This window comes from Streptomyces sp. NPDC032745, assembly GCF_055579465.1.
In genome coordinates, this window is the sequence record NZ_JBVING010000004.1 from 207,271 (window position 1) to 233,781 (window position 26,511).

At 69.7% G+C, this 26,511-nt stretch carries 21 protein-coding genes; 2 read left to right on the forward strand and 19 right to left on the reverse strand.

The genetic code is table 11. The features are described 5' to 3' along the window. Positions 1-125 precede the first annotated feature (125 nt). The 10 genes from ACZ5WG_RS12220 to folC form a co-directional block, all read right to left on the reverse strand. Positions 126-2,051 carry a TIGR03960 family B12-binding radical SAM protein gene (locus ACZ5WG_RS12220; protein ID WP_468722557.1) on the reverse strand — a complete coding sequence of 642 codons (1,926 nt, stop codon included), beginning with the start codon at positions 2,049-2,051 and terminating at the stop codon, positions 126-128. An 80-nt stretch (positions 2,052-2,131) separates the two neighbouring features. Next, complete coding sequence (locus tag ACZ5WG_RS12225) at positions 2,132-3,655, reverse strand: CYTH and CHAD domain-containing protein (protein ID WP_468722559.1); 1,524 nt, start codon at positions 3,653-3,655, stop codon at positions 2,132-2,134. 82 nt (positions 3,656-3,737) lie between these two features. Continuing rightward, complete coding sequence (rodA, locus tag ACZ5WG_RS12230; protein ID WP_468722561.1) at positions 3,738-4,937, reverse strand: rod shape-determining protein RodA; 1,200 nt, start codon at positions 4,935-4,937, stop codon at positions 3,738-3,740. Positions 4,938-4,952: 15 nt separating this feature from the next. Beyond that, entirely contained in the window at positions 4,953-7,130 is a 2,178-nt protein-coding gene (gene mrdA, locus ACZ5WG_RS12235) for a penicillin-binding protein 2 (RefSeq protein ID WP_468722563.1), read from the reverse strand. 13 nt (positions 7,131-7,143) lie between these two features. Further along, entirely contained in the window at positions 7,144-7,848 is a 705-nt protein-coding gene (gene mreD, locus ACZ5WG_RS12240; RefSeq protein ID WP_468722565.1) for a rod shape-determining protein MreD, read from the reverse strand. Positions 7,849-7,860: 12 nt separating this feature from the next. Next, positions 7,861-8,811 carry a rod shape-determining protein MreC gene (mreC, locus tag ACZ5WG_RS12245; protein ID WP_468722567.1) on the reverse strand — a complete coding sequence of 317 codons (951 nt, stop codon included), beginning with the start codon at positions 8,809-8,811 and terminating at the stop codon, positions 7,861-7,863. Positions 8,812-8,938: 127 nt separating this feature from the next. Further along, the gene (locus ACZ5WG_RS12250; RefSeq protein ID WP_008738981.1) at positions 8,939-9,958 is read right to left on the reverse strand and encodes a rod shape-determining protein; all 1,020 of its coding nucleotides are present in this window, start codon (positions 9,956-9,958) and stop codon (positions 8,939-8,941) included. Positions 9,959-10,251: 293 nt separating this feature from the next. Next, positions 10,252-10,665, reverse strand: coding sequence for a nucleoside-diphosphate kinase (gene ndk, locus ACZ5WG_RS12255; protein WP_266629291.1), 414 nt, complete (start codon positions 10,663-10,665; stop codon positions 10,252-10,254). A 75-nt stretch (positions 10,666-10,740) separates the two neighbouring features. Further along, positions 10,741-11,085: a DUF4233 domain-containing protein gene (locus tag ACZ5WG_RS12260; protein ID WP_468722568.1), complete on the reverse strand. Its 345-nt coding sequence runs from the start codon at positions 11,083-11,085 to the stop codon at positions 10,741-10,743. Between the two features lie 3 nt (positions 11,086-11,088). Next, on the reverse strand, positions 11,089-12,618 hold the full coding sequence (folC, locus tag ACZ5WG_RS12265; RefSeq protein ID WP_468722570.1) for a bifunctional tetrahydrofolate synthase/dihydrofolate synthase: 1,530 nt from the start codon (positions 12,616-12,618) through the stop codon (positions 11,089-11,091). A gap of 117 nt (positions 12,619-12,735) precedes the next feature. On the opposite strand from folC, the gene ACZ5WG_RS12270 reads away from it, so the two are divergent. Beyond that, positions 12,736-13,785 carry a rod shape-determining protein gene (locus ACZ5WG_RS12270; protein WP_468722572.1) on the forward strand — a complete coding sequence of 350 codons (1,050 nt, stop codon included), beginning with the start codon at positions 12,736-12,738 and terminating at the stop codon, positions 13,783-13,785. 6 nt (positions 13,786-13,791) lie between these two features. Here ACZ5WG_RS12270 and ACZ5WG_RS12275 read toward each other — a convergent pair whose 3' ends face one another. From ACZ5WG_RS12275 to ACZ5WG_RS12300, 6 genes are all read right to left on the reverse strand, one after another. After that, a complete protein-coding gene (locus ACZ5WG_RS12275; protein ID WP_468722574.1) occupies positions 13,792-14,940 on the reverse strand; it encodes a sensor histidine kinase in 1,149 nt (382 codons plus the stop codon). A gap of 96 nt (positions 14,941-15,036) precedes the next feature. Continuing rightward, positions 15,037-16,323 (reverse strand): glycoside hydrolase family 113, encoded by a 1,287-nt coding sequence (locus ACZ5WG_RS12280; RefSeq protein ID WP_468722576.1) that lies wholly within the window; start codon positions 16,321-16,323, stop codon positions 15,037-15,039. 8 nt (positions 16,324-16,331) lie between these two features. Then, positions 16,332-17,780: a glycosyltransferase family 2 protein gene (locus ACZ5WG_RS12285; protein WP_468722578.1), complete on the reverse strand. Its 1,449-nt coding sequence runs from the start codon at positions 17,778-17,780 to the stop codon at positions 16,332-16,334. A 21-nt stretch (positions 17,781-17,801) separates the two neighbouring features. Then, the gene (locus ACZ5WG_RS12290) at positions 17,802-18,599 is read right to left on the reverse strand and encodes a hypothetical protein (protein WP_468722579.1); all 798 of its coding nucleotides are present in this window, start codon (positions 18,597-18,599) and stop codon (positions 17,802-17,804) included. Between the two features lie 2 nt (positions 18,600-18,601). Further along, positions 18,602-20,002: a glycoside hydrolase family 26 protein gene (locus tag ACZ5WG_RS12295; RefSeq protein ID WP_468722581.1), complete on the reverse strand. Its 1,401-nt coding sequence runs from the start codon at positions 20,000-20,002 to the stop codon at positions 18,602-18,604. Between the two features lie 171 nt (positions 20,003-20,173). After that, positions 20,174-22,822, reverse strand: a complete 2,649-nt coding sequence (locus ACZ5WG_RS12300) for a valine--tRNA ligase (RefSeq protein WP_468722583.1) — start codon at positions 22,820-22,822, stop codon at positions 20,174-20,176. A 129-nt stretch (positions 22,823-22,951) separates the two neighbouring features. On the opposite strand from ACZ5WG_RS12300, the gene ACZ5WG_RS12305 reads away from it, so the two are divergent. Beyond that, positions 22,952-23,890: a hypothetical protein gene (locus ACZ5WG_RS12305; RefSeq protein WP_468722585.1), complete on the forward strand. Its 939-nt coding sequence runs from the start codon at positions 22,952-22,954 to the stop codon at positions 23,888-23,890. Positions 23,891-23,946: 56 nt separating this feature from the next. On the opposite strand, the gene ACZ5WG_RS12310 is transcribed toward ACZ5WG_RS12305, so the two are convergent. The 3 genes from ACZ5WG_RS12310 to ACZ5WG_RS12320 form a co-directional block, all read right to left on the reverse strand. After that, on the reverse strand, positions 23,947-24,219 hold the full coding sequence (locus ACZ5WG_RS12310) for a hypothetical protein (protein WP_468722587.1): 273 nt from the start codon (positions 24,217-24,219) through the stop codon (positions 23,947-23,949). 163 nt (positions 24,220-24,382) lie between these two features. Continuing rightward, complete coding sequence (gene clpX / locus ACZ5WG_RS12315) at positions 24,383-25,669, reverse strand: ATP-dependent Clp protease ATP-binding subunit ClpX (protein WP_030297265.1); 1,287 nt, start codon at positions 25,667-25,669, stop codon at positions 24,383-24,385. A 153-nt stretch (positions 25,670-25,822) separates the two neighbouring features. Further along, positions 25,823-26,494 (reverse strand): ATP-dependent Clp protease proteolytic subunit, encoded by a 672-nt coding sequence (locus tag ACZ5WG_RS12320; RefSeq protein WP_099892369.1) that lies wholly within the window; start codon positions 26,492-26,494, stop codon positions 25,823-25,825. Positions 26,495-26,511 lie beyond the last annotated feature (17 nt).

Genomic DNA, 26,511 nt, shown 5'->3' on the forward strand with positions numbered 1-26,511 from the left:
GCTCCACGCTCAATCCAGGATATCCGTGAGAGCCAATTGCAGAAACCTTCAACCGGCAGTCGAATGAATATGCCCCCCACCGTTCCGGGTGAGGGGCATACTCGAGGCGCGGTGTCGGCCGGTGACTACTTCACCACCGTCAGGGGGAGGAGCTTCTTGCCCGTGGGGCCGATCTGGATGTGCGTGTCCATCTGCGGGCACACGCCGCAGTCGAAGCACGGGGTCCAGCGGCAGTCCTCGACCTCTGTTTCGTCGAGGGCGTCCTGCCAGTCCTCCCAGAGCCAGTCCTTGTCGAGACCGGAGTCCAGGTGGTCCCAGGGGAGGACCTCCTCGTACGTGCGCTCACGCGTCGTGTACCAGGCCACGTCCACGCCGTACGCCGGCAGCGTCTTCTCCGCGGCCTCCATCCAGCGGTCGTACGAGAAGTGCTCGCGCCAGCCGTCGAAGCGGCCGCCCGACTCGTACACGGCGCGGATCACGTCGCCGATGCGGCGGTCGCCGCGCGAGAGGAGGCCCTCGACGATGCCCGGCTTGCCGTCGTGGTAGCGGAAGCCGATCGAGCGGCCGTACTTCTTGTCGGCGCGGATCTTGTCGCGGAGCTTGCCCAGGCGGGCGTCCGTCTCCTCGGCCGACAGCTGCGGCGCCCACTGGAACGGGGTGTGCGGCTTCGGCACGAATCCGCCGATCGACACCGTGCAGCGGATGTCGTTCTGGCCGGAGACCTCTCGCCCCTTGGCGATGACGTTGACCGCCATGTCGCCGATCTGGAGCACGTCCTCGTCGGTCTCGGTCGGCAGGCCGCACATGAAGTACAGCTTCACCTGGCGCCAGCCGTTGCCGTACGCGGTGGCCACCGTCCGGATCAGGTCCTCTTCCGAGACCATCTTGTTGATGACCTTGCGCATGCGCTCGGAGCCGCCCTCGGGGGCGAAGGTCAGACCGGAGCGGCGCCCGTTGCGGGTCAGCTCGTTCGCCAGGTCCACGTTGAACGCGTCCACGCGGGTCGACGGCAGGGACAGGCCCACCTTGTCGTCCGTGTAGCGGTCCGCGAGGCCCTTGGCGATCTCGGCGATCTCGGTGTGGTCCGCCGAGGACAGCGACAGGAGGCCGACCTCCTCGAAGCCCGTGGCCTTCAGACCCTTCTCGACCATCTCGCCGATGCCGGTGATGCTTCGCTCCCGCACGGGGCGCGTGATCATGCCGGCCTGGCAGAAACGGCAGCCGCGGGTGCAGCCGCGGAAGATCTCGACGGACATCCGCTCGTGGACGGTCTCGGCGAGCGGGACCAGCGGCTGCTTGGGGTACGGCCACTCGTCGAGGTCCATGACCGTGTGCTTGGACACGCGGTACGGGACGCCCGACTTGTTCGGGGCGACGCGCGCGATGCGGCCGTCGGGCAGGTAGTCGACGTCGTAGAAGCCCGGCACGTAGACCTGGCCGGTCTTGGCCAGGCGGAAGAGGACCTCTTCGCGCCCGCCCGGACGGCCCTCGGCCTTCCACGTGCGGATGATCTCGGTCATGTCGAGGACGGCCTGCTCGCCGTCGCCGATGACCGCGCAGTCGATGAATTCCGCGATCGGCTCGGGGTTGAAGGCCGCGTGGCCGCCCGCGAGGACGATGGGGTGGTCGACCGTACGGTTCCTGGCTTCCAGCGGGATGCCCGCCAGGTCCAGGGCCGTGAGCATGTTCGTGTAGCCCAGCTCCGTGGAGAAGGACAGGCCGAACACGTCGAAGGCACCCACGGGGCGGTGGCTGTCCACGGTGAACTGCGGCACCTTGTGCTCGCGCATCAGTTCTTCGAGGTCGGGCCACACGCTGTACGTGCGCTCCGCCAGCACGCCCTCGCGCTCGTTCAGCACCTCGTACAGGATCATGACGCCCTGGTTGGGCAGCCCGACCTCGTACGCGTCCGGGTACATGAGCGCCCAGCGGACGTCACACGAATCCCACGGCTTGACGGTGGAGTTGAGCTCACCGCCGACGTACTGGATGGGCTTCTGCACATGCGGGAGCAGAGCTTCGAGCTGTGGGAAGACCGACTCGGACATCACGCGACTTTCGTGAAGCGGGCAGGGGGCGACTCTCAAGCGTAACCCGAGGCGCAGCCGCCTCCTGCCGCCGAGATCACCGCCTAGGTGGCGAGGTCCGCCCGGAGCGCGGGGTCGCCGGCCTGCGCCCATACGTCCGGAAGCTCCCGTTCGCGCTGCTCGGCCAGGGCTTCCTCGCGGGCGTAGAGCACGCCCCAGCTGAAAGCTGACTCTCCCGCTCCGGCCGCTTGTGCGCCGAGGCCGTGCAGGGCCTCGCGGGCGACGACGCTGTCCTGGTGGTCGCCGAGCAGGGTCTGGACCGACTTCATGGCCTTGGCCAGCTGTTTTGCCGGTTTGCCGAGGGCGGGTTCGGCGGCCTCCGCCGCATAGCGGGCACGTTTGGCGGCCTTGCGGGCTTCGTGGAGGGCCAGGTCGCGCTCGTGGCCCGGTTCCAGGTCGAGGGCGCCCGCGACGCGGGTGGCGAGCCGCCCGTAGTCGCGCAGGACCGCCTTGGGCAGGGCCCGGGCGGCGGGCTTGGCCGCGCCGGGGAGCAGGGGCGGGTCGGCCAGCAGGGTGTCGAGGGAGTCGAGCAGGGCGGCGTACCGCTTGGCGTCGAGGGCGGCGAGGGCGCGGCGCCGGGTTCCCGAGCGGCGGGCGTTGTTCCACACCCGCAGGCGGCCGCGGACGGGTCCGTGCAGGAGGGTGCGGGGGAGCTCGGCGATGCGGGTCTGGATGCGCTCGGACAGGACTTCCTGGTCGCGGTCGAGACCGAGCTCGGCGGCAAGCCAGCGCAGCTCCTCGCCGAGGGGGTCGGTGGCGGTGCGGTCGAGGACCTTGCGGTGGGTCTTGAAGGCGCTGCGCATACGGCGGCAGGCGACCCGCATCTGGTGGACGGAGTCGGGCAGGTTGCGGCGGACGGCCGGGTCCTGGGCGACGAGGGCATCGCGCTGTTCGCGCAGGTACGCGAGGACGTGCGCGCCCGCGGTGCCCTCGGCGAGGGCGGGCCCGGGGCGGGGAGGCGGTGCGGTGCCGGTCTCGGTGAGGGCGCGGGCGAGTTTGGAGGGGGCGTCGGAGACGTGGAGTCCGGCTTTGCGGAACCTCTTCTCGACGGCGTCGAGGAGGGCGGGGTCGACGCCGTCGGCGAGTTCGACCTCGACCTCGGTCCAGGCTGCGGCGGCCTCGTCGCGCTCGGCGCGGACGTCGTCGGTGGAGAGTTCGGCGAGGAGGGTCCCGTCGGCGTCGAGGAGGTGGGTGACGCGGCGGGAGGAGAGCAGCCGGACCTGGGGTTCGAGGGGGGTGTCGCGGACGCGTGAGCGGACGAGGGCGGCGAGGGCGCGCGGGACGGTGTCGCTGAGGGGGGCGGTGACCTCGTCGCGGACGCCCGGGGAGACGGGCAGTTTGAGGTGCCAGCCGGCGTCGGCGCCGCCGGTGCGGCGTCTGAGGGTGAGGCCGTCGGTGGCGAGCCGCTGGTCGGGGGTGTCGTAGTAGACCGCGTCGAGGTCGACGGTGCCCCGGTCGGCGACGGCCGCGATCGCGGCCGTGCCGGTCAGGTCCGGGACTCCGCGGCGCGCAGCCTTGCTCGTCGTGAACTCGAATTTGCGCTCGATCTCGCGTTTCGTGTCCGCCATGGAACGAACTTAGTCCTGAACGGATCACGACGGCAGGGTGAACGGGGAATCGACCGCGCAAAGCGGCCGAAGATCGGCGCCGCTAGGCCGACATCGGCCGTTGCACCCTGATCGACTGCAGCAGTCCGACCGCCACCCACACAGCGAACATCGACGAGCCTCCGTAGGAGACGAACGGCAGCGGGAGCCCCGCCACCGGCATGATCCCGAGGGTCATCCCGATGTTCTCGAAGGCCTGGAACGCGAACCAGGCGATGATCCCGGCGCACACGATCGTCCCGTACAGCTCGGTGGTCTCGCGGGCGATCATGCAGGCCCGCCAGAGGATGATGCCGAGCAGGACCAGGATCAGCCCGGCGCCGAGGAAGCCCAGCTCCTCCCCCGCCACCGTGAAGACGAAGTCGGTCTGCTGCTCGGGCACGAACTGGCCGGTGGTCTGCGAGCCCTTGAAGAGCCCGGAGCCGGTCAGCCCGCCGGAGCCGATCGCGATCCGCGCCTGGTTGGTGTTGTAGCCGACGCCGGCGGGATCGAGTTCGGGGTTGGCGAAGGCCGCGAAGCGGTTGATCTGGTACTCGTCGAGTACGCCGAGCTGCCAGATCAGGATGGCCCCGGCCGCGCCGGAGCCCATCAGCCCCAGCACCCAGCGGTTGGAGGCGCCGGAGGCGAGCAGGACGCCGAGCACGATGATGACCATGACCATGACGGAGCCGAGGTCGGGCATCAGCATGACGATGCCCATCGGGGCGGCGGCCAGGCACAGCGCCTTGACCACGGTGCGGTGGTCGGGGTGGGCCAGGTCGCCCGCGTCCACCCGGGTGGCCAGCAGCATGGCCATGACCAGGATGATCGTGATCTTCACGAACTCGGAGGGCTGGAGCGAGAAGCCGCCGCCGATCACGATCCACGCGTGGGCGCCGTTGATGGTGGCGCCGAGCGGGGTGAGCACGGCGAGGATGAGCACCAGGGAGAGCCCGTACAGGACCGGCACGGCGCCGCGCAGGGTGCGGTGGCCGAGCCAGACGGTGCCGATCATCAGGACGAGCCCGATGCCGGTGTTCAGGGCGTGCCGGACCAGGAAGTAGTACGGGTCGCCCTGATTGAGCTGGGTGCGGTTGCGGGTCGCCGACCACACCAGCAGGGCGCCGATGAAGGACAGGGCGAGCGCCGAGAGGAGTATCGGCCAGTCGAGCCGGCGCAACACCGAGTCGCGCGAGGTCAGCTTGGCCATCGCGCCGCGCTCGGGCGCGTACCGGGATACGGAGAACTTGTTCGCGGTCTGCATGTCGGTTTTCGGTCCTCAGTCGGGCCGCACGGGGGACGCGGCGGGCGGCCCGGCGAGCACGGGGGCCGGCTCCTCCGGCGACGGTGGCACGTACGGCCGGATCTCGGGGGATTCGATGGAGCCGTCGGGGTCGATCTTGGGCAGTTTGGTCTCCGGTCCCAGCAGCAGGGCCTTCTTCAGGTCCTGCTTGCCCTCCATGTCGAGACCGTAGATGGCGTTGTAGAGGTTGCGGACCGCGGGGCCGGAGGCTCCGGAGCCGGTGCCGCCCTGGGAGATCGTCATGACGATCGTGAAGTCCTTGGTGTAGGTCGCCAGCCAGGACGTGGTCTGCTTGCCGTACACCTGGGCGGTGCCGGTCTTGGCGTGCATCGGGATCTTGTCCATCGGCCAGCCGATGAACCGCCAGGCGGCGGTGCCGCCCGGCTCGGCGACCGAGCGCAGGCCCTTGTCGAGGTTGCCGATGGTCTTGGCGTCGACCGGCAGCCTGCCGTGGGACTGCGGCTTGATCATCTCGATGCGCTTGCCGTCAGGACTGATCAGGGCCTTGCCGACCGTGGGGTCGTAAAGGGTGCCCCCGTTGCTGATCGCGGAGTAGACGGTGGCCATCTGGATGGGGGTGACGAGTACGTCGCCCTGCCCGATGGCGAAGTTGATGCTGTCGTAGGCCTTCAGCTGATTGCCTTCGAGGCAGCTCTCGTAGGCGATCTGCTCGACGTAGGTGCCGCCCTTCTTGCCCTGCTTGCACCAGGAGTCCTTGTTGGCCTTCCAGAAGCTCTGCTTCCACCTGCGGTCGGGGATACGGCCGGTGACCTCGTTCGGCAGGTCGATGTGGGTCTCGGCGCCGAGTCCGAACTCCCGGGCGGTCCGGTAGAACCAGTCGTGGGCGTCCTTCTTCGGCTTGAGGCCGCCGTCGCGCTGCCACTCCTTGTGCCCGAGGGCGTAGAAGACGGTGTTGCAGGAGAACTTGAGAGCTTCGCCCAGGGTGATGGGGCCGTGCCCCTTGGACTCGAAGTTCGCGAAGCTCCGGCCGCCCATGTTGTAGGAAGCGCTGCAGTTGTACTTGCCGTCGAAGTCGTAGCCGGCCCGCACGGCCGCGCTCGCCGACACCACCTTGAAGATGGAGCCGGCGGGGGCCTGGCCCTGGATGGCCCGGTTCAGCAGCGGGTAGTTGGAGTTCTTGCTGGTGAGCCTGGCGTAGTCCTTGCCGGAAATGCCGCCGACCCAGGCGTTGGGGTCGTAGTCGGGCTGGGAGGCCATCGCGACGACCCGGCCGGTCTTGGCCTCCATGACGACGACGGCGCCCGAGTCGGCCTCGTACTTGCGGCCGGTGATGTTGTCGGTCTCGTTGCGGACGGTCTTCATCGCCTGCTGGAGCTCGTACTCGGCGACGGCCTGGACCCGCGCGTCGATGCTGGTGAGGAGGGTGGCCCCGGCCACGCCCGGGTCGGACTTGGTCTGGCCCATGACCCGGCCGAGGTTGTCGACTTCGTACGAGGTGACTTCCGCCTTGCCGCGCAACTGCTTGTCATAGGTGCGTTCGATCCCGGAGCGGCCGACCTGATCGGAGCGCAGATGCGGCGAGTCGGTGTCCTTGGCCTTCTGGATCTCGCCGTCGGTGACCGGTGAGAGGTAGCCGAGCACCTGCGCGGTGCGGGCCCCGCCGGGGGCCGGGTAGCGGCGGACGGCGGTGGGCTCCGCGGTGATGCCGGGGAACTCCTCGGGGCGTTCGCGCAGCTGCAGCGCCTGCTGCGTGGTGGCTTCGAGGGTGACCGGAATCGGCTGGTACGGGGAACCGTTCCAGCAGGGCGCGGGGGTCTGGGAGTCGCAGAGCCGGACCTTCTCCATGACCTCCTTGGGGCTCATGTCCAGGACGTCGGCGAGGCGGGTCATGACGTCCTTGCCCCTGTCCTTCATCTTCATGAGCTTGGTGCGGCTGGCGGAGACGACCAGGCGGGTCTCGTTGTCGGCGAGCGGGACCCCGCGGGCGTCGAGGATCGAACCGCGCACGGCCGGCTGGACGACCCGCTGGACGTGGTTGCTCTTCGCCTCGTGGTAGTACTCCGCGCCGTCGCGGATCTGGAGGAACCAGAGCCGGCCGCCGAGGGTGAACAGCGTCGAGAAGACGAGGACCTGGATCATCATCAGCCGGATCTGCACCCGGGGGGTGCGACCGGTCTCCGGAACATTGGTCACGTCTGCTCCTCCCTCACAGCTTCTTGACGCTCTTCACACCCTTGATTCCCTTGACGCCTTTTATCCGGCCGGCCTTGTTGGCCCGGCTGCGGGCCGTCTTCAGCCGCAGGCCGCCGCGCTGGCTGCCGATGCGCAGGCCGGTGCCGCCGGAGAGCCAGCCGGAGGACACGTCGGCGGCCTTGGCCTGTCCGCCGTTCGCCTCGACGGCCATCGGGTCGTTCTCGGCGCGCCTGGCCAGCGCCATGATGAACGGCACGGTGAACGGTGCGAGCAGCAGGTCGTAGAGGGTCGCGGTGAACAGCAGCCCGGTGAGGCCGACGTGACGGGCGGCGGTGTCGCCGACGAGGGCGCCCACCCCGGCGTAGAGCAGGGTGGAGCCGATCGCGGCGGCGACGACGGTCAGCATCGGGCCCCAGGCGGAGCGGAACCGCCCGGAGTCGGGGCGGACCAGGCCGGCGGCGTACCCGATGACGCAGAGTACGAGCGCGTACCGCCCGGCGGCGTGGTCGGCGGGCGGGGCCAGGTCTGCGAGGAGTCCGGCGGCGAAGCCGATGAGCGCGCCGCTGAGGTGCCCGTACACGAGGGCGAGGGCGACGACGGTGAGCAGGACCAGGTCGGGTACGGCGCCGGGCAGTTGCAGCCGGCCCAGGACGGAGACCTGGACGACGAGGGCGACCACGACGAGCGTGGCCGAGAGCAGGATCCGGTTGAAGCGCATGAGGGTCAGCTCCTACTCGTCGGCCGGCTTGCCGGGCACGCTGGCGGACGGGGACGGTGACGGGGTGACCGTGACGGTGACCGTCGGGGTGGGCTTCACCTCGGGCTTGGGGGGCAGGACGGCGTCGCGCGGGTCCTCGCGCGGCGGCATGACGACGACGCCGACGATGTCCAGGCGCGAGAAGCCGACGAACGGGCGGACCCAGATGGTGCGGGTCAGGTCGCCGCGCGAGGGGTCGACCTTGACCACCTCGCCGATCGGGACGCCGGGCACGAACGGCTTGTTGCCGCGGGATCCGAACGTGACGAGCCGGTCGCCGGGGCTGACCTTGGCCTTGCCGTTGAGCATCTGCACGGACAGGGAGCGGTCGCCCTGGCCGGTGGCGAAGCCGAGCTCGCCGGTCTTCTCCAGGCGGGTGCCCACCGTGAAGTCGGGGTCGTTGGCGAGGACGACCGTGGCGGTGTCGGGGCCGACGGTGGCGACCCGGCCGACGAGCCCGTCCCCGTTGAGGACGGTCATGTCGCGTTCGATGCCGTCCTTGCTGCCGGCGTCGATGGTGACGGTCCAGGAGAAGCCCTGGGCCGCTCCTATGGCGATGACTTCGGCGCCCTTGATGCCGTACTGTCCGGCGCCGGCCCGCTTGAGCATCTCGTCGAGCTCGCGGATGCGGCTGCGGGTCTGGTCGTCGCTGCCCAGCTTGGCCTTCAGGGCGGCGTTCTCGCGCTCCAGCGTGGCGATGCGGTTGTGGCGCTCGCCGGAGTCGCGTACTGCCCCTATCGCGTTGGCGACCGGGTCGACCGCGGTCGCGACGCCCTTCTCGACCGGGCCGAAGACCGCTGCGGCGGCCTGCCGGGCGCCGTCGACCGGAGACTCCTCGCCTGCCCTGATGTCCACCGTGATCAATGCGAACGCGATGGCGATCAGGAGCACCAGGAGCAGCCGGCTTTCTCGTGTGTCCCTCACGTGCGGCGGCCGTGCCTTCCTTTTCGGATTCTTCTTCGTCTGTATATCAACGATCCGCCGCACGGGCGCGGCAGCACCCGTACGGCGGATCCTTGTGTTCCGCATGGCCCCCGGACGGGGGTCTGTATCAGCGCCGGGGCTGGGCGTCCAGGACCTGCTGGAGCGCCTCGAACTCCTCGACGCACTTGCCGGAGCCGAGCGCCACGGAGTCGAGCGGGTCCTCGGCGATGTGGATCGGCATGCCCGTCTCGCGGCGCAGCCGCTCGTCGAGCCCGCGCAGCAGGGCGCCGCCGCCGGTCAGGACGATGCCGCGGTCCATGATGTCGCCGGAGAGCTCCGGCGGGCACTTGTCGAGGGTCGTCTTGACCGCGTCGACAATGGCGTTGACCGGCTCCTCGATGGCCTTGCGGACCTCGGCTGCGGAGATCACGACGGTCTTGGGCAGGCCCGAGACCAGGTCGCGGCCGCGGATCTCGGTGTGCTCGTCCTTGTCGAGGTCGTAGGCCGAACCGATGGTGATCTTGATCTGCTCGGCCGTCCGCTCACCGAGGAGGAGCGAGTACTCCTTCTTGATGTGCTGGATGATCGCGTTGTCGAGCTCGTCACCGGCCACCCGGATGGACTGCGCCGTGACGATTCCGCCGAGGGAGATGACGGCGACCTCGGTGGTGCCGCCGCCGATGTCCACGACCATGTTGCCGGTGGCCTCGTGGACGGGCAGGCCCGAGCCGATGGCGGCGGCCATGGGCTCTTCGATGATGTGCACCTGGCGGGCGCCGGCCTGCGTGGACGCCTCGATGACGGCGCGCCGCTCCACTCCCGTGATGCCGGAGGGTACGCAGACCACGACGCGCGGACGGGCCAGGTAGCGGCGCTTGTGGATCTTGAGGATGAAGTACCGGAGCATACGCTCGGTGATCTCGAAGTCGGCGATGACGCCGTCCTTGAGGGGCCTGACGGCGACGATGTTGCCGGGCGTCCGGCCGATCATCTTCTTCGCCTCGGAGCCGACCGCCAGGATGCCGCCGGTGTTCGTGTTGATGGCGACCACGGACGGCTCGTTCAGGACGATCCCCCGGCCCCTCACGTACACCAGCGTGTTGGCGGTCCCGAGGTCGATCGCCATGTCACGGCCGATGAACGACATGTTGTTCCCCTTGTTCCCCATGAGGAGCGTCTGGCCTTCCACTTGATAGCGGCTGCTGTCAGGTCGGCGAGGTGGGTGTGTGGGTGGAGGCCCCATCGTAGTGCCGCAAGTATGAACACCGCGCGACGGGACTCCGGCAATCCCGCCGGAACGGAAACCCGCCCCCTTAGTGGTGACGACGTGTCCTGCCCATGCGTTCCCGCAAGTGCCCGCCAATACCGAAGGGCGACCGAAATTACTTCGGTCGCCCCAGGTCATGAGCGCTATTCGGCTGATGTTACGTCAGGAAGGACTCATCCGAGGGTGGGGAAGAACAGCTTCAGCTCGCGCTCGGCGGACTCCTCGGAGTCCGAGGCGTGGATGAGGTTCTCCCGGGTGATGGTGCCGAAGTCCCCCCGGATGGAGCCGGGCGCCGCGGCGATCGGGTCGGTCGGTCCGGCCAGCTGGCGGACACCCTCGATCACGCGTTCCCCTTCCACCACGAGGGCCACGATCGGGCCGCTCGCCATGAAGCCCATGAGGGGCTCGTAGAACGGGCGACCCACGTGCTCGGCGTAGTGCTGCTCCAGGATGCTCCGGTCGAGCGTACGCAGCTCCAGCGCCGGGATGCTCCAGCCGGCCTTGCGCTCGATGCGGCCGATGATCTCGCCCACCAGGCCACGCCTGACCGCGTCCGGCTTGAGCAGGACGAGCGTGCGCTGGGTCATGTTGTAACTCCTTGCGGCAAACGGGTGCGGTTACCCGAGGCTACAGGGGCCGGACCCGGCCGGCGCACGGGCCCGTCAGGCCTGCGCCTCGCTCTGCGCGGCCCACCGGGCCTTGATCGCGTCGATCTTGCCGCCGTAGTGCACCGAGCACCACCACAGCCCCGCGAACACCGCACCCAGGAAGAACATCATCGGCACGAAGAACCCGCTCAGGATCAGGCCGATCTGCAGGGCCCAGCCGATCTGTACCGCGCCGGGACGCGACAGCATCCCGCACAGCAGCACCGACAGCAGCATGGCGAGCCCGCAGACCGTCCAGACCGTGGCCTGGGTCAGATCCGGGTTCTTCATGGCGACCAGCCCCGCGAAACCGATCACGAAGAACTCGCCGATCAGCGTCGAAGCACACAGCGTGCGCATCCCTCAGCCCCTCTTCAGCAGCAGGCGGGCCTCGCCCACCGTGATCACGGACCCGGTCACCAGGACCCCGGCCCCTCCGTACTCGGCCTCTTCCTCCGCGAGGGTGATCGCCGCCTCCAGGGCGTCGTCCAGCCGCGGCTCCACCTGCACCCGGTCCGGCCCGAAGACCTCGACCGCGACCGCCGCCAGCTCGTCCGCGGACATCGCGCGGTGGCTGGAGTTCTCCGTGACCACGATCTCCGCGAAGATCGGCTCGAAGGCCTCCAGGACCCCCTTGACGTCCTTGCCCTCGCTCGCGGCCATGACCCCGATCAGCCGGCTGAAGCCGAAGGCCTCGGTCACCGCTTCCGCCGTGACCTGAGCGCCGGCCGGGTTGTGCGCCGCGTCCAGGACCACCGTCGGGCTGCGCCGCACGACCTCCATGCGGCCCGGCGAGGTCACCGAGGCGAAGGCCCTGCGTACGGTCTCCAGGTCCAGCTCCCGCGACTGCTGCGCGCCGACGCCGAAGAAGGCCTCGACCGCCGCCAGCGCCACCGCCGCGTTGTGCGCCATGTGGGCCCCGTACAGCGGCAGGAAGATGCCGTCGTACTCGCCGCCCACGCCGCGCAGCGTCAGCATCTGCCCGCCGACCGCCACCTCGCGCGCGACGACGCCGAACTCCATGCCCTCGCGGGCCACCGTCGCGTCGACCTCGACGGCCTTCTTCAGCAGCACCTGCGCCGCGTCCACCGGCTGCTGCGCCAGGATCACGGTGGCGTCCTGCTTGATGATGCCGCCCTTCTCCTGGGCGATCTCGCCGGGCGTCGCGCCGAGGCGGTCGGTGTGGTCCAGGCTGATGGGGGTGATCACCGCGACCGAGCCGTCGATCACGTTGGTCGCGTCCCAGGTGCCGCCCATGCCGACCTCGACCACGGCCGCGTCGACCGGGGCGTCCGCGAAGGCCGCGTACGCCATACCGGTGAGCACCTCGAAGAAGGACAGCCGGAACTCCTCGGCGGCGTCGACCATCTCCACGTACGGCTTGATGTCGTAGTACGTCTCGATGAAGCGCTCGGCGCTGATCGGCGCCCCGTCCAGGCTGATCCGCTCGGTGACCGACTGCACGTGCGGGCTGGTGTAGCGGCCGGTGCGCAGCTCGAAGGCGTTCAGCAGGGCCTCGATCATGCGGGCGGTGCTGGTCTTGCCGTTGGTGCCGGTGACGTGGATGGACGGGTACGCGCGCTGCGGTTCGCCGAGGACGTCCATCAGTGCGGCGATCCGGGTGACGGACGGCTCCAGCTTGGTCTCGCCCCAGCGGGTGGCGAGCTCCTGCTCCACCTCCTGCAGCGCCCTCATCACCTCCGGGTCGAGGGGGTGCGCGGGCACCGGGTCGCCCTGGGGCGGTCCGGCCTGGGCGCGCAGGGTGCGGCTGCCGGCCTCGATCACCGCCAGGTCGGGGTCGCGGTCGGACTCTTCGGCCACGATCCGGTCGAAGACCTCGAGGGTCTCGTCGCGGTCGTCGGGTCCGTTGCTCTCGGGCTGCTGCTCACTCACGGGGCCAGTCTACGGACGGGGGGCCCGGGGACTTTCGACCCGGCCGTTTCAGGACGTTCGGCGCCCGTTGCGACCGGATCGTTATGCAAGCCTTGCGGGCAGGAGATAGGGGAACAAATGCCGCAGGCCAGCAGTAACACGTCCGCTTCCAGCCGCGACATAGGGATCGATCTGGGGACCGCGAACACCCTGGTCTACGCCCGGGGGCACGGAATCGTCCTCAATGAGCCGTCCGTGGTGGCCGTGAAGGCGGGCACCACCACCGCGCTGGCCGTCGGGACCGAGGCCAAGGAGACCATCGGCCGCACTCCCGGCTCCATCACCGCGATCCGGCCCCTGAAGGACGGGGTGATCTGCGACTACGAGGCCGCCGAGGAGATGATCCGGCACTTCGTCCGCAAGGCCGTGCCCGGGCGGCGGCCGCGCACCCGGATGGTGATCTGCGTGCCCTCCGGGGTCACCCCGGTCGAGCGGCGGGCCATCGTCCACGCCTCGACCCGGGCCGGGGCCAGGGCCGTCCACCTGATCGAGGAGCCGATGGCGGCGGCGATCGGCGCGGGCCTGCCGGTGGCCGAGCCGCGCGGCTCGATGGTGGTGGACATCGGCGGCGGTACCACCGAGGTCGCCGTCATCTCGCTCGGCGGGATCGTCACGTCCCGGTCGCTGCGGGTCGGCGGGGACCGGCTGGACGCCGCGATCATGGACTACGTACGCAAGGAGCACGGACTGCTCATCGGCGAGCGCAGCGCCGAGGACCTCAAGGTCGGCATCGGATCGGCCTGGCCGGTGCCGGACCGGCCGGAGCTGGAGACCCGTGCCTTTACGGTGCGCGGCAGGGAGCGGGTCGGCGGCATGCCGAAGACGCTCTCGCTGGGCGCCACGGACGTTCGGGCCGCGCTCGACGAGCCGGTCGAGGCCATCATCGCCGCGGTGCGCGCCACCCTGGAGGAGTGCCCGCCCGAGCTGTCCGGCGACGTGATGGAGCACGGCATCGTCCTGACCGGCGGCGGCGCACTGCTGCCGGGCCTGGACCTGCGAATGGCCTCCGCAACGGGGATCCCGGTCTTCGTCGCCGACGCCCCGCTCGACTGCGTGGCCCTGGGCTCCGGCCGGTGCGTGGAGGACCTGGACACCCTGAACGGCCTGCTGGTCCCGGCGAAGGCCTGACCCCGGCTATCCGCGCGGGAGGGTGGCCACGACCGTGTACGAGTCCTCCGTGCGCGTCGCCGTCAGGGTTCCGCCCAGGCTGCGCACGCGCTCGGACATGCTCGCCGTGCCCGAGCCGGCCGAGACGGGGGCGCGCGTCGGCGTACGGGCGGGCAGGCCGTTACTGACCGCGATCCGCAGCTGCGGGCCGTCCGCCGCGATCGACACGTCGATGGTCTCCCCGCAGGCGTGCTTGGCCGCGTTGGTCAGGCACTCCTGCACCACCCGGTAGACCGCGGCCTGCCGGAGCGGCGACAGCCCGTGCACCTGCGGATCCAGGGCCAGTCGTACGGGGGAACCGGCCCGCCCGCTCTCCTCCGCGAGGGCCGGCAGCCCGTCCACCCCCGGGGTCGCGGCCCGCTCCCCGCGCTGCACGATGATCTCGTTGAGCACCAGATGGGCCCGGCGCGCGGTGTCGGCCAGCTCCTCGAAGTCCTTGGCGTGCGCCGACTTGCGCGCCCGCATCGACAGCACCTCGGAGCGCACCGTCAGCAGCGTCAGCTCCCGGCCGACGAAGTCGTGGACGTCGCGGGCGACCGAGGTGCGCTCCTGCTGGACCGCCTGCAGCACCGCCGATTCGGCCCGCCGGGCGGCCAGCTCGCGCACCAGGTCGTGCCGGTAGGCCGCGATGCCGACGGCCGAGGCGAGCACCCCGATGGGCACGACCAGACTCAGGAACGAGCTGAGGGTCTGGGCCCGCGGTTCGGGCCAGCCCGGGACGCTGAAGACGATCAGCGCGAACGCGATGTACCCGACGGTGGCGAGGACCGCGGGCCGGCGCCCCCGGTAGCGGCCGACCGAGTAGAGCGCGAACTGGATCAGCGTCAGCTCGTGCAGCCAGCCGATGAAGAGCAGCGCGGTGAGGTACGAGATCCAGGGCGCCCGGCGGCGCACCACCAGGCTCGAGCACCCGGCGGCGAGCACGACGGCCGCCATGGGGCCGCTGAGCGAGTTGTCCGCGGCGGCCAGGCCGGGCAGGTCCAACGCCATCATGCCGAGGCAGCTGAGTGCGGTGAGCACGTCAAGCGCCCGGGGAGACCCGGTCCAGCTCTCGGCGAGCCGGCGGCCGGTGGCCGCGGCCCGGCGGAGCACCGGGGCGACGGGCGGGACGTGCATGCCATCCATCATCCGTGCTCGCCGAGCGGGATCGGATCAGCCAACCGGGCCGAAAACGTGATGTCCGACACTCCGGACAACTCGGGACACAATTCCTCAGGGTGCGGGATCGGTGCCGGGGCCCGCGTAGTCGGAGCCGAAGCAGGACCGGATCTCCCGCTCGGTGTCCGGGCGGCCCGCGAAGTTGAGCCGGGACTCCGCCTCCTTGGGGGCGGCCCTGGGGTCGGAGTCGAAGTAGACCGACCACCAGTAGACGCCGGCCATCTTGCGCTCCCGGACGACCTGGCAGACCGCCTTGTACCAGTTGGCCTGCACCGCGGGGTTCAGCGTGCGCTTCGCGTAGAAGTCGCCGGGTGCGTGGTACGCCCCGTCCATGGCGCTGATGCCCGCCTCGGCCAGCACGATCCGCGGCAGCGCGCCCTTGCTCTTCTTGTCGAGCCAGCCGTTCCAGCCGTCGACGAGCTGGTCGACGGGTGCGTCGTCGGCGACCTTGACGGGGAAGTAGGCGTCGACGCCGAGCCGGTTGACGGGCACCGCGATGTGGCCGCTCACGTAGTTGTCCCAGTTCGCGTCGTAGGACACCTCGCCCTTGAACCGCTTCTCGGCCGCCGCGATCAGGGACTTCCAGCCCGGGTGGCCCTCCATGGAGTTCAGCTCCGTGCCGATCACGAACGTCGCCGCCTGCTGCCGCTGGGCCGCGTCGAGGTACGGGCCGAGCAGGGCCTCGTACGACTCGAACCAGGCCTCCTTGTCGGTCGGCTTGATGTTGCCGCGCCAGCCCTCCGGCGGCACGAGCGCGGCCTCGTCCAGGGTCGGGCGGACGGTGGTGCGCAGTCCCGCTTCGTGGAAGACGCGCAGGACCGTGTCGAGGTGCCCGGGCGTCGGGGTGCTCTTGCCGGCCGCGAGCTTCGTCGAGGTGCGGCCCTCGGTGTAGAAGGGGAAGGAGACGGCCACGGCGTTGGCCTTCAGTCCGACGAGGTAGTCGGCCTGCTCGCGCGCCTTCTTCTCGACGTACGCGTCGCTGTGTTCCTTCTTGTCCTCCCAGAAGACCTGGACGCCCCATTCGGGCATGCCGGCCTTCCAGGGCTTTTCCGCCTTCGGTGCGGGCCCGGCGGGCTTGGCCGCCTCGGCCGCGCCGCCGCCCCCGCCGGCGAGGACGGTGTCGTCGCCGCCCTTGGCGGGGGCGGAGTCGTGCAGGACCAGGATCGGCTTGGGGGAGCCCGACCTCCAGCGCAGGGGGTGGTCGCCGATCACGAAGGGCAGTCCGAGGACCAGGGAGGTCACGGTCACCGGGAGGATCGCGAGCAGGGGGACCTTGGAACGCTTCGTCTTCTCGTTCTTCTCGTACTTCTCGTTCTTCACGAGGGGCTCTCGGTTTCTCATACGGGTGCTCATGCGGGCTTGGCGATGACGACGAACTTGTTCTCCTCGCGCTTGATGAACTTGATCAGCCCGCGCAGGCCGCCGAGTCCTTCCAGCACGGAGAACAGCGGGATGAGGCCGAGCACGGCGAACGGCTCCCACCAGCGGCGCTTGCCGTTCGCCGAGACCAGGGCGTTGAGCCGCAGGCCTTCCCAGTACGTCCAGATGACGTACGCGAAGCTGAGCGACCACATGATCACGACGGACTGCGTCACGGGCGAGGTGTTGAAATCGCCGATGAACCAAGCCACCAGGAGCACGGTCGCGACGTGCTGGAGCGGGCCGAGGACCCAGCTGACCATGCAGAGCATCAGGAACCAGCGGTAACGGAACGGCACCGTGCGGTTGAAGCAGAGCGCGACCAGCCCCCACGCCCAGCGCTCGCGCTGCTTGATGAAGTCCCTGGTGGTGGCCGGGGAGGCGCCGTAGCAGCGGCCGTTGAACCAGTCGCTGCGGCCCGGGTACTTGCGGCAGAACGTCAGCGCGAGCTGGGCGTCCTCCACGATGGCCTTGGGCCCGAAGTCCCAGCCGATCGTCGCCTCGATGGAGGCGCGGAGCAGCAGCAGTTCGCCGTGCACCCCGGCGACCGGGGTGCCGAGACCGGTGAAGGCCCGGAAACGGGCTATGTCGTCGGCGGGGCGGACCGCGTCGGCCAGCCAGGTGAACCGGTTCACGGCGTTCTCGCGCGGGTAGGCGAGGATGCCCTGCGCCATGTGCTTGCCCGCGTCGCCCTCCCTGCGCTGGCGGTTCACGAACTGGGCCATGGACGCGGCGGTGTCGGGGCCGACCCCGGTGTCGTCGTCCATGTGCAGCACCCAGACGTCGTCGAGGGCCTCGCCCTCGTCGATCCGCAGCTCGTGCGCGTAGTGGTTCGCGCGGGCCTTGAACCGGGTTCCGTTCGCCGTCTCGTACACCTTGGGCACGGTGACCACGCGGATCAGGTCGTTCATCGCGGCCAGGTCGTCTATCCGCTCGGCCGCCTCGCAGCCCTCCTCCGTGAGGACGTCGACCCGCATCCGGGGGAAGTACGGGGGCAGGTGCTCCACGTAGCTGAGGACCGAACGCTCCAGCGCCGGATAGGTGTCGTGGCGGCCGATGGTCGGCACGAGCACGATGAGGAAGTCCTCCTCGACCGGCGCCGGCGGAACCATCTCGTGCGCCTTGCGCAGTCGGCGGCGGATCAGCAGGACACCCTGGAAGCCGACCATGACGCCGATGGCGGGCAGCGACCAGATGACCGACAGCGTCCAGCCGAGCGGGGTCGGGTTCGGCTCGAACACCCACAGGCCGAAGCTGACGAGGACCAGGAAGGGCAGCAGGAAGGCCAGCACGCTGGGCTTCCAGTCGGCATGGCGCTGCACCAGTTTCGCATCGCGACGGGACGTCGTCACGACCTCTTGTACGGGGGCGAGGGTCATGGGAAGGGTCCTTCGGGGTTCCTACTGCTGTTGCGGCGGCGACTGTTGGGGCTGCTGGGGCTGCTGGGGCCAGGAAGGCTGCCCCCCGTAGGGGCCGGGCCCGTAACCGGGCTGCGGCTGCTGGGGCTGCTGGGGCTGCGGCTGGGCGTAGCCCGTCTGCGGCACCTGGGGCCCGGGCTGCGCCGGGTAGGACGGCGGAGGCCCGAACCCGTGCGCGGGCTGCGGCGGTTGCGGCGCCTGCGGCACGTGCTGCTGCGGGAACTGCGTCGGTTGCTGCTGCGCCTGCTGGGCCAAGGCCGCACGCTGGGCCTGCTCATGGGCCTGCCGGGCCTCGTGCGCCTGCTGGGTCCACGGGTTCACCGGCGGCTGCCAGGGCTCGTAGGCCGCGAAGTCCCGCAGCAGCAGCACGATCAGGGCGCCGGTCACGAGGACGCCGACGGCGAAGGTCGCCAGCTTCAGCCCGCCCTGGAGGGTCGAGGTGAAGTAGTCGGTCTGCTTCTCGTCGAACAGCGCGCCCGTCAGGCTGCGCATCCGGTTGTAGCCCTCGATGGCCGCGCCGCCGATGATGATGCCCCGGCCGAGGGTGTTCCCGCGCAGGACGAGAAGGCCGCCCGCCACGTAGACGACACCCCAGTTGAGGTTGAACGTCTCGGCGGCTCCGGAGCCGTCGCCGATGCCGTAGTAGACGATGCCCTGCAGGAAGTCGACGACGCCGACCTGCCAGAAGCAGTTGTAAAGGGCCCACAGGAGCAGGACCCCCGCCCATCCCATGGCCACGAAGGCGGCCACGCGGTGGGCGCGTGGCGTTAGCGCGCTCAACTTCACTCCTTCTCGGATGATCCGTCGTGCAGGGCGAGCCATTGCACTCCGGAGGGGCCCGGTTCACGGCCCCCGGTGATCGTCTTGGGGTCGTTGTAGGTCTGCTGCACGTCCGCCTGGGGGTTCTTCGCGGTGAGCCCGTCGCCCCACACGGTCCACAGCACCCAGGGCGCCTTGTCGAGCGTCGTGCGCTGCGCCGCGCCCAGCGGCACGTGGAAGGACTCCGCGAGGATCCGCGGCTTGCCGTAGTCCTCGAGGCCGCGGTGCCACGTCGATGTCCAGGCGGCCGGGTCGAAGGGCTGGTCCGGCGTTCCGCTGTAGTCGTCGACCCCGACCACGTCGACGTACTCGCCGCCCGGGTAGAAGTCCCAGGGTTCGCTGCCGTGGATGCCGTCCCAGGCCGTGGGGGCCCATACGAAGATCAGGTTGTGCAGGCCCCGGGAGCCGACCAGGTAGTGGTGGAGCAGCTCCCACAGGGCCGTGTACTGCTGCGGCTTCAGCCCCGCCCACCAGAAGCTCTGCTCCCCGCCGAGCGAGTTCATCTCGTGGTACGGGCGCAGCAGTACGGGTACGTCGTACGCGGCCAGGTAGCCGAGGTGGTCCGCGAGGAACGACAGGTCGAGCAGGAGCGCCGCGTGTTCGGGGGTGCCGGGGGTGAGCACCCGGTCGATCCAGCCCGGGTCCTTCGCCGAGGGGGCGTTGCGGCGCAGCGTCTGGTCGTAGCTCTTGACGGGGCTGCCCGGCCACGGCTGGTGGAACGACATCCCGACCAGGCCCGCGGGCGCTCCCCCGTTGGTCGGCAGCACGGTCTTCGTGCCGTTCCAGAGGCGTTCGGTGCCGGTCGGGTTGTACGAGCCGTCGTCCTTGCGGGGCAGTCCGTGCCAGACGCCCATGGCGAGGTCCACGACGTCGTTCGTGTAGGTCCAGAACTCGCGGCGGGCGGGCCAGGCGGCTCGCGAGTAGTCCCGCGCCTCGCCCACGCCCCAGCTGTCCTGCTGGTAGCCGGGGCCCAGGTCCAGTTCGAGGAAGGCCGGCAGTTTCCCGGTGATGTCCTGGGGTTTGCGGTAGTAGTAGCCGGGCGGTTTGGGACCGCTGTGGTCGCCGTACTCCGGGTTGTACCGCTCGTTGTGCACCTCGGCGTGCTGGCCTATGAGGGTGCCGCGGCGCCGTCCGGCCCGGGCGTCCGCCTCCAGCCCGGCCAGTAACCGGTACACGGCCCGGGCCGACTTCGAAGCCTTGGGATCCCGTGACACCAGGTCCTGCTGCAGGCCGGTGGCGGGGGCGCGCGAGGTGCTGAAGGCCGCCACTCCGGCCAGGGCGCCGCCCGTGGTCGCGGTGGCCGCCGCCCCCAGGAGGAGATTGCGGCGCTTCAGCTCGCGGCCTAAGACCGGGCGGCCCGACACGTCACGACCCCACACTCCGAGACCCCCCTCGGTCGACAGCCGGCCGACGATGGCCCCTGCCGATGACTCGGAACCCCCGGGACCGCTGTCACCCTACGCGTCGGCCCCCGAGCGATGCACTCGGGGGCCGAACGTTCACCGTATGTACGTGTGGTTCACCGTTTGTGCCTGTTACGCCGCGGGCAGCGTCTCCAGCTGGGCCTGGATCCGGGCGATGTCCGCCTCGGCCTTGGCCAGCCGGCCCTTGATCTTGTCCACGACGTTGTCGGGGGCCTTGGCCAGGAAGGCCTCGTTCCCGAGCTTCGCCTCGGCCTGCTGCTTCTCCTTCTCCGCGGCCGCGAGGTCCTTGGAGAGGCGCGCCCGCTCGGCGGCCACGTCGATCGTGCCCGACAGGTCGAGCGCGACGCTGGCGCCGGCGACCGGCAGGGTGGCGGTGGCTGTGAAGGCCTCGCCCTCCGGCTGCAGGCGCAGCAGCTGGCGCATGGCCGCCTCGTGCGCGGCCAGCGGCGTACCGGTCAGGTCCAGACGGGCGGGGACCTTCTGGCCGTCCTGGAGACCCTGCTCCTTGCGGAAGCGGCGGACCTCGGTGACGACGGCCTGGACTCGCTCGATCTCCGCCTCGGCGGCATCGTCGCGGAAGCCGCCCGGGGCGTCAGCCCCGGGAACGGACACAGCCTTGGGCCACTCGGCGATGACGAGCGACTCGCGGCCGGTCAGCGTGGTCCACAGCGTCTCGGTGACGAAGGGGACGACCGGGTGCAGCAGCCGCAGCATGACGTCGATGACCTCGCCGAGCACACGGCCGGAGACCTTGGCCTGCTCGCCGCCCGCGAAGAACGTCGTCTTCGACAGCTCCACGTACCAGTCGAAGACCTCGTCCCACGCGAAGTGGTAGAGCGCCTCGCTGAGCTTCGAGAACTGGAAGTCCTCGTAATACGCGTCGACCTGCGCGACCGTCTTGTTCAGGCGGGACAGGATCCAGCGGTCGGTGGCCGACAGCTGCTCGACCGGCGGCAGCTCGCCCTCGATGGTGGCGCCGTTCATCAGCGCGAAGCGCGTGGCGTTCCAGATCTTGTTGGCGAACTTGCTGGACGCCTGGACCCAGTCCTCGCCGATCGGCACGTCGGTGCCCGGGTTGGCGCCCTTGGCCAGGGTGAAGCGGACGGCGTCGGAGCCGTACTTGTCCATCCAGTCCAGCGGGTCGACGACGTTGCCGAAGGACTTCGACATCTTCTTGCCGCGCTCGTCGCGGACCAGGCCGGTCAGCGCGATGGTCTTGAACGGCGCCTCGCCGTCCATGGCGTACAGGCCGAACATCATCATCCGGGCGACCCAGAAGAAGATGATGTCGTGGCCGGTGACCAGGACGTCGGTGGAGTAGAACTTCGCCAGGTCCGGGGTCTTCTCCGGCCAGCCGAGCGTGGAGAACGGCCACAGGCCGGAGGAGAACCAGGTGTCGAGGACGTCGGTGTCCTGGTGCCAGCCCTCGCCGGTGGGCGCCGCGTCGTCGGGGCCGACGCAGACGATCTCGCCGTCCGGGCCGTACCAGACCGGGATGCGGTGGCCCCACCACAGCTGGCGCGAGATGCACCAGTCGTTGAGGTTGTCGACCCAGTCGAAGTAGCGCTTCTCCATCTCCTTCGGGTGGATCGTGACCCGGTCGTCGCGGACCGCGTCACCGGCAGCCTTGGCGAGGGTCTCGACCTTGACCCACCACTGCAGCGACAGGCGCGGCTCGACGGTGGTGGAGCAGCGGGAGCAGTGCCCGACGGAGTGCAGGTACGGGCGCTTCTCGGCGACGATGCGGCCCTGCTCGCGCAGCGCCCCGACGACCGCGGAGCGGGCCTCGAAGCGGTCCAGGCCGAGGAAGGGGCCGTGAACGGTGATGATGCCGTGCTCGTCCATGATCGTCATGTTCGGCAGGCCGTGGCGCTGCCCGATGGCGAAGTCGTTCGGGTCGTGGGCGGGCGTCACCTTGACGCAGCCGGTGCCGAACTCGGGGTCGACGTGCGTGTCCGCGACCACCGGGATGGAGCGGTCGGTGAGCGGCAGCTTGATGAGCTTGCCGACGAGGTGCTTGTAGCGCTCGTCGTCCGGGTGCACGGCGATGGCCGTGTCACCGAGCATCGTCTCGGCGCGCGTGGTCGCGACGACGAGGGTGTCCTCACCCTCGCCGTACTTGATCGAGACGAGCTCGCCCGCGTCCTCCTGGTACTCCACCTCGATGTCGGAGATGGCCGTGAGACACCGGGGGCACCAGTTGATGATGCGCTCGGCGCGGTAGATCAGCTCGTCGTCGTAGAGCTTCTTGAAGATCGTCTGGACGGCCTTGGAGAGGCCCTCGTCCATGGTGAACCGCTCGCGCGACCAGTCGACGCCGTCGCCGAGCCGGCGCATCTGGCCGAGGATCTTGCCGCCGTACTCTTCCTTCCACTGCCAGACGCGCTCGACGAACTCCTCGCGGCCCAGGTCGTGGCGGGACTTGCCCTCCTCGGCGAGCTGCTGCTCGACCTTGTTCTGGGTGGCGATACCGGCGTGGTCCATGCCGGGCAGCCAGAGGGACTCGTACCCCTGCATGCGCTTGCGGCGGGTCAGGGCGTCCATGAGCGTGTGCTGGAAGGCGTGCCCCAGGTGCAGGGAGCCGGTGACGTTCGGCGGGGGGATGACGATGGTGTACGCGGGCTTCTCGCTCGCGGGATCGGCCGTGAAGTACCCACGCTCCACCCAGCGCTCGTAGAGCTTCCCCTCTACCTCGGCCGGAGCGTACGCGGTCGGCAGTTCGGAGTTGGGGCTGCTGGGTGTCTGCGTGTTCTCGGTCACGAGGCACAGTTTAGTGGCGTAACAGTCAAGTCATGAAACCGGTAATGAGGGGGCCCGGCGCCCTGCGCGACTCCGGCTTCCGCCAGGATGTCTGAAACGCATAAAGGATTCCTGAAGGGGGACGCGGGCATGAGTTACAACCAGCCGGGACCGTACGGGGCCCAGCCGCCGCAGCAGCCGGGACCGTACGGGGGCCCGCAGCCGGGACCGTACGGCCAGCCCGCCCCGCAGCCCGGCTACGGATACCCGCAGCAGCCCCCGCCGCCGGGCGTCCCCCCGCAGGGCTACCCCCAGCAGCCCCAGCCGGCCTACGGCTACCAGCAGCCGGGGATGCCCCCGCAGCCCCCGTACGGAGGAATGCCGCAGCAGCCGAAGAAGTCGAAGGCGGGCGTCATCATCGCCGTGGTCGTCGCGGTAGCGGTCATCGCGGGCGCCGGCTGGTACTTCACGAAGGGCGGCGGCGCGGGCGGCGCCATCGCGGCGGACACCAAGGGTTACAAGCTGGCCTTCCCGGCCTCGGTCGACAGCTACGCGAAGAACGATCAGGCGGCTGGTACCGCGAAGAGCGACACGCCCCTGACGGGCGAGCAGAAGACCAAGGCCGAGGCCATCGGCATCAAGGACCCGCACCAGGCGACCCAGCAGTACCTGAACGGCACGAAGGGCAAGGCCAAGCAGATGACCGCGAGCGGCTTCTGGGGCCAGATCGACGACCCTGAGCGGGCCCTGGACGCCTACTTCGCCACGATCGGCGCCCCCAACCCGGAGACCGACAAGCTCGGCCTGAAGTACGAAAAGGTCGGCGCCCCCAAGGCGTTCACGCCGGACGGGTTCAAGGGCGCCGTCATGCAGTGCGTCGACGTCAAGATGTCCACCACGAAGACCACCAAGCCGGGAGAGCCCAGCTCCCTCGTGGTCCCCACCTGCGCCTGGAGCGACCACTCCACCTTGGTCGCGGTGAACCACATGGACCAGACGACGATCCTGACCGGTGGCACCCAGGGCACCCTGGAGGACGTCTCCAAGCTGGCGGCGAAGCTCTACAACAGCTCGCGAACCAAGGTCTGATCGCGCCGGTGGCCGGTGCGGGCACTCGTCCCGCACCGGGCCGACCTGTACAACTCTCAGCCCGCCAGGCCACACGCCTCCTGCGCGTGATAGACCCGCACCCCGATGTTCATCAGCTGCCCCAGACAGCTGCCATAGGCGATGGGCGAAAACTCGGACCCGGCCTTACAGGCGGCCTCCACGTTCGGGCCGACGTTGTAGCCCTGCTCGTGCAGGTAGTACTGGCAGTCGCCCTGATCCGCCGAGGCAGGCGTAGCCGCCATGATCGGGAGGGCAGCTGCGGCAAACGTCGCGGCCAGGACGCCGACTGCGCGCTTCTTCATCTTCATGTCTCGTTCCCCTCGACTAAGGCTGGTCGAGACAAAGATGATCAAGAAGTCATCCGCCGCACCAGGCAGCACGGCCCACTTGTCCGATTATCGGCAAAGGTAGTCCGAATATGCGAAGGGGCGCCCCGGGTGACCGGGGCGCCCCTTCGCGTACGTGTAACGGTTACGCCGACTTCTCCTGCGGGCCCTGGTCCTTCGGGACGATGCGGGGGACCAGCGTCGGGTTGACGTTCGAGCGGACCACGTCCGCGGTGATGACCACGCGGGCCACGTCCTTGCGGGACGGGACCTCGTACATCACCGACATCAGGACCTCTTCCATGATGGCGCGCAGGCCGCGCGCGCCCGTCTGGCGGAGGATCGCCTGGTCCGCGATGGCCTCCAGCGCCTCGCGCTCGAAGTCCAGCTCGACGCCGTCGAGTTCGAACAGCCGCTGGTACTGCTTGACCAGCGCGTTCCGCGGCTCCACCAGGATCTGCAGCAGCGCCTCGCGGTCCAGGTTGTGGACCGAGGTGATCACGGGCAGACGGCCGATGAACTCCGGGATCATCCCGAACTTCACCAGGTCCTCCGGCATGACCTCCTGGAACTGGTCGCTCGCCTCGATCTCGCGCTTCGAGCGGATCGTCGCCCCGAAGCCGATGCCCTTGGCGCCCGCACGCGACTCGATGATCTTCTCGAGGCCGGCGAAGGCGCCGCCCACGATGAAGAGCACGTTCGTCGTGTCGATCTGGATGAACTCCTGGTGCGGGTGCTTGCGGCCGCCCTGCGGCGGGACCGAGGCCGTCGTGCCCTCGAGGATCTTCAGGAGCGCCTGCTGCACGCCCTCGCCGCTCACGTCGCGCGTGATCGACGGGTTCTCGCTCTTGCGGGCGACCTTGTCGATCTCGTCGATGTAGATGATCCCGGTCTCGGCCTTCTTGACGTCGTAGTCGGCCGCCTGGATCAGCTTGAGCAGGATGTTCTCGACGTCCTCGCCGACGTACCCGGCCTCCGTCAGCGCGGTCGCGTCGGCAATGGCGAACGGGACGTTCAGCATGCGCGCGAGCGTCTGGGCGAGGAGCGTCTTGCCCGAGCCCGTCGGGCCCAGCAGCAGGATGTTGGACTTCGCGAGCTCGATCGCGTCGTCCCGGCCCTGCGCACCGCCGTTCTCGCCGGCCTGGACCCGCTTGTAGTGGTTGTACACCGCCACCGAGAGGGCCTTCTTCGCCGGCTCCTGGCCGACGACGTAGCTCTCCAGGAACTCGTAGATCTCACGAGGCTTGGGGAGTTCCTCCCACCGGACCTCGGAGGTCTCGGCGAGCTCCTCCTCGATGATCTCGTTGCAGAGGTCGATGCACTCGTCGCAGATGTACACACCGGGTCCTGCGATGAGCTTCTTCACCTGCTTCTGGCTCTTTCCGCAGAACGAGCACTTGAGCAGGTCGCCGCCGTCACCGATGCGTGCCACGAGGTGCTTCCCCTTCGCCTGGGAGACGCTTGGTTCAGCGCTCCTGGTGCCTCATATCCGACGGTACCTTGCCGGGGGCCCCGTACGGGGCCCCCTTGACGTGGTTCACATCGCCGAATGTGACGACGTGCCCACGCCAACTGGCGGCAAGGATCAGTGGGAGTTCTTGCGGGTCGAGACGATCTGGTCGATCAGGCCGTACGCGAGCGCGTCCTCGGCCGTCAGGATCTTGTCGCGCTCGATGTCCTCGCGGATCTTCTCGATCGGCGTGGTCGAGTGCTTGGCCAGCATGGTTTCCAGCTGATCGCGCATGCGCAGGATCTCGTTGGCCGCGATCTCCAGGTCGGAGAGCTGCTCGCGGCCGGTGCCGCCGGACGGCTGGTGGATCAGCACGCGGGCGTTCGGCAGCGCCATGCGCTTGCCGGGGGTGCCGGCGGCCAGCAGGACCGCGGCGGCAGAGGCCGCCTGGCCCATGCAGACCGTCTGGATGTCCGGCTTCACGAACTGCATCGTGTCGTAGATGGCCGTCAGCGCGGTGAAGGAGCCGCCGGGGCTGTTGATGTAGATCGAGATGTCGCGGTCCGGGTCCATCGACTCCAGGCACAGCAGCTGCGCCATGACGTCGTTGGCGGAGGCGTCGTCGATCTGCACGCCGAGGAAGATCACGCGCTCCTCGAAGAGCTTCGCGTACGGGTCGTACTCGCGCACGCCCTGCGAGGTGCGCTCCACGAAGCGCGGGACGACGTAGCGGTTGTCCACCGGCGCGCCGGTGTAGAGGCCGCTCGCGGGAGAGAGGTTGTTCATGTGCATCTGGGTGTTCACCATCCTGGTGGCGTTCTGCG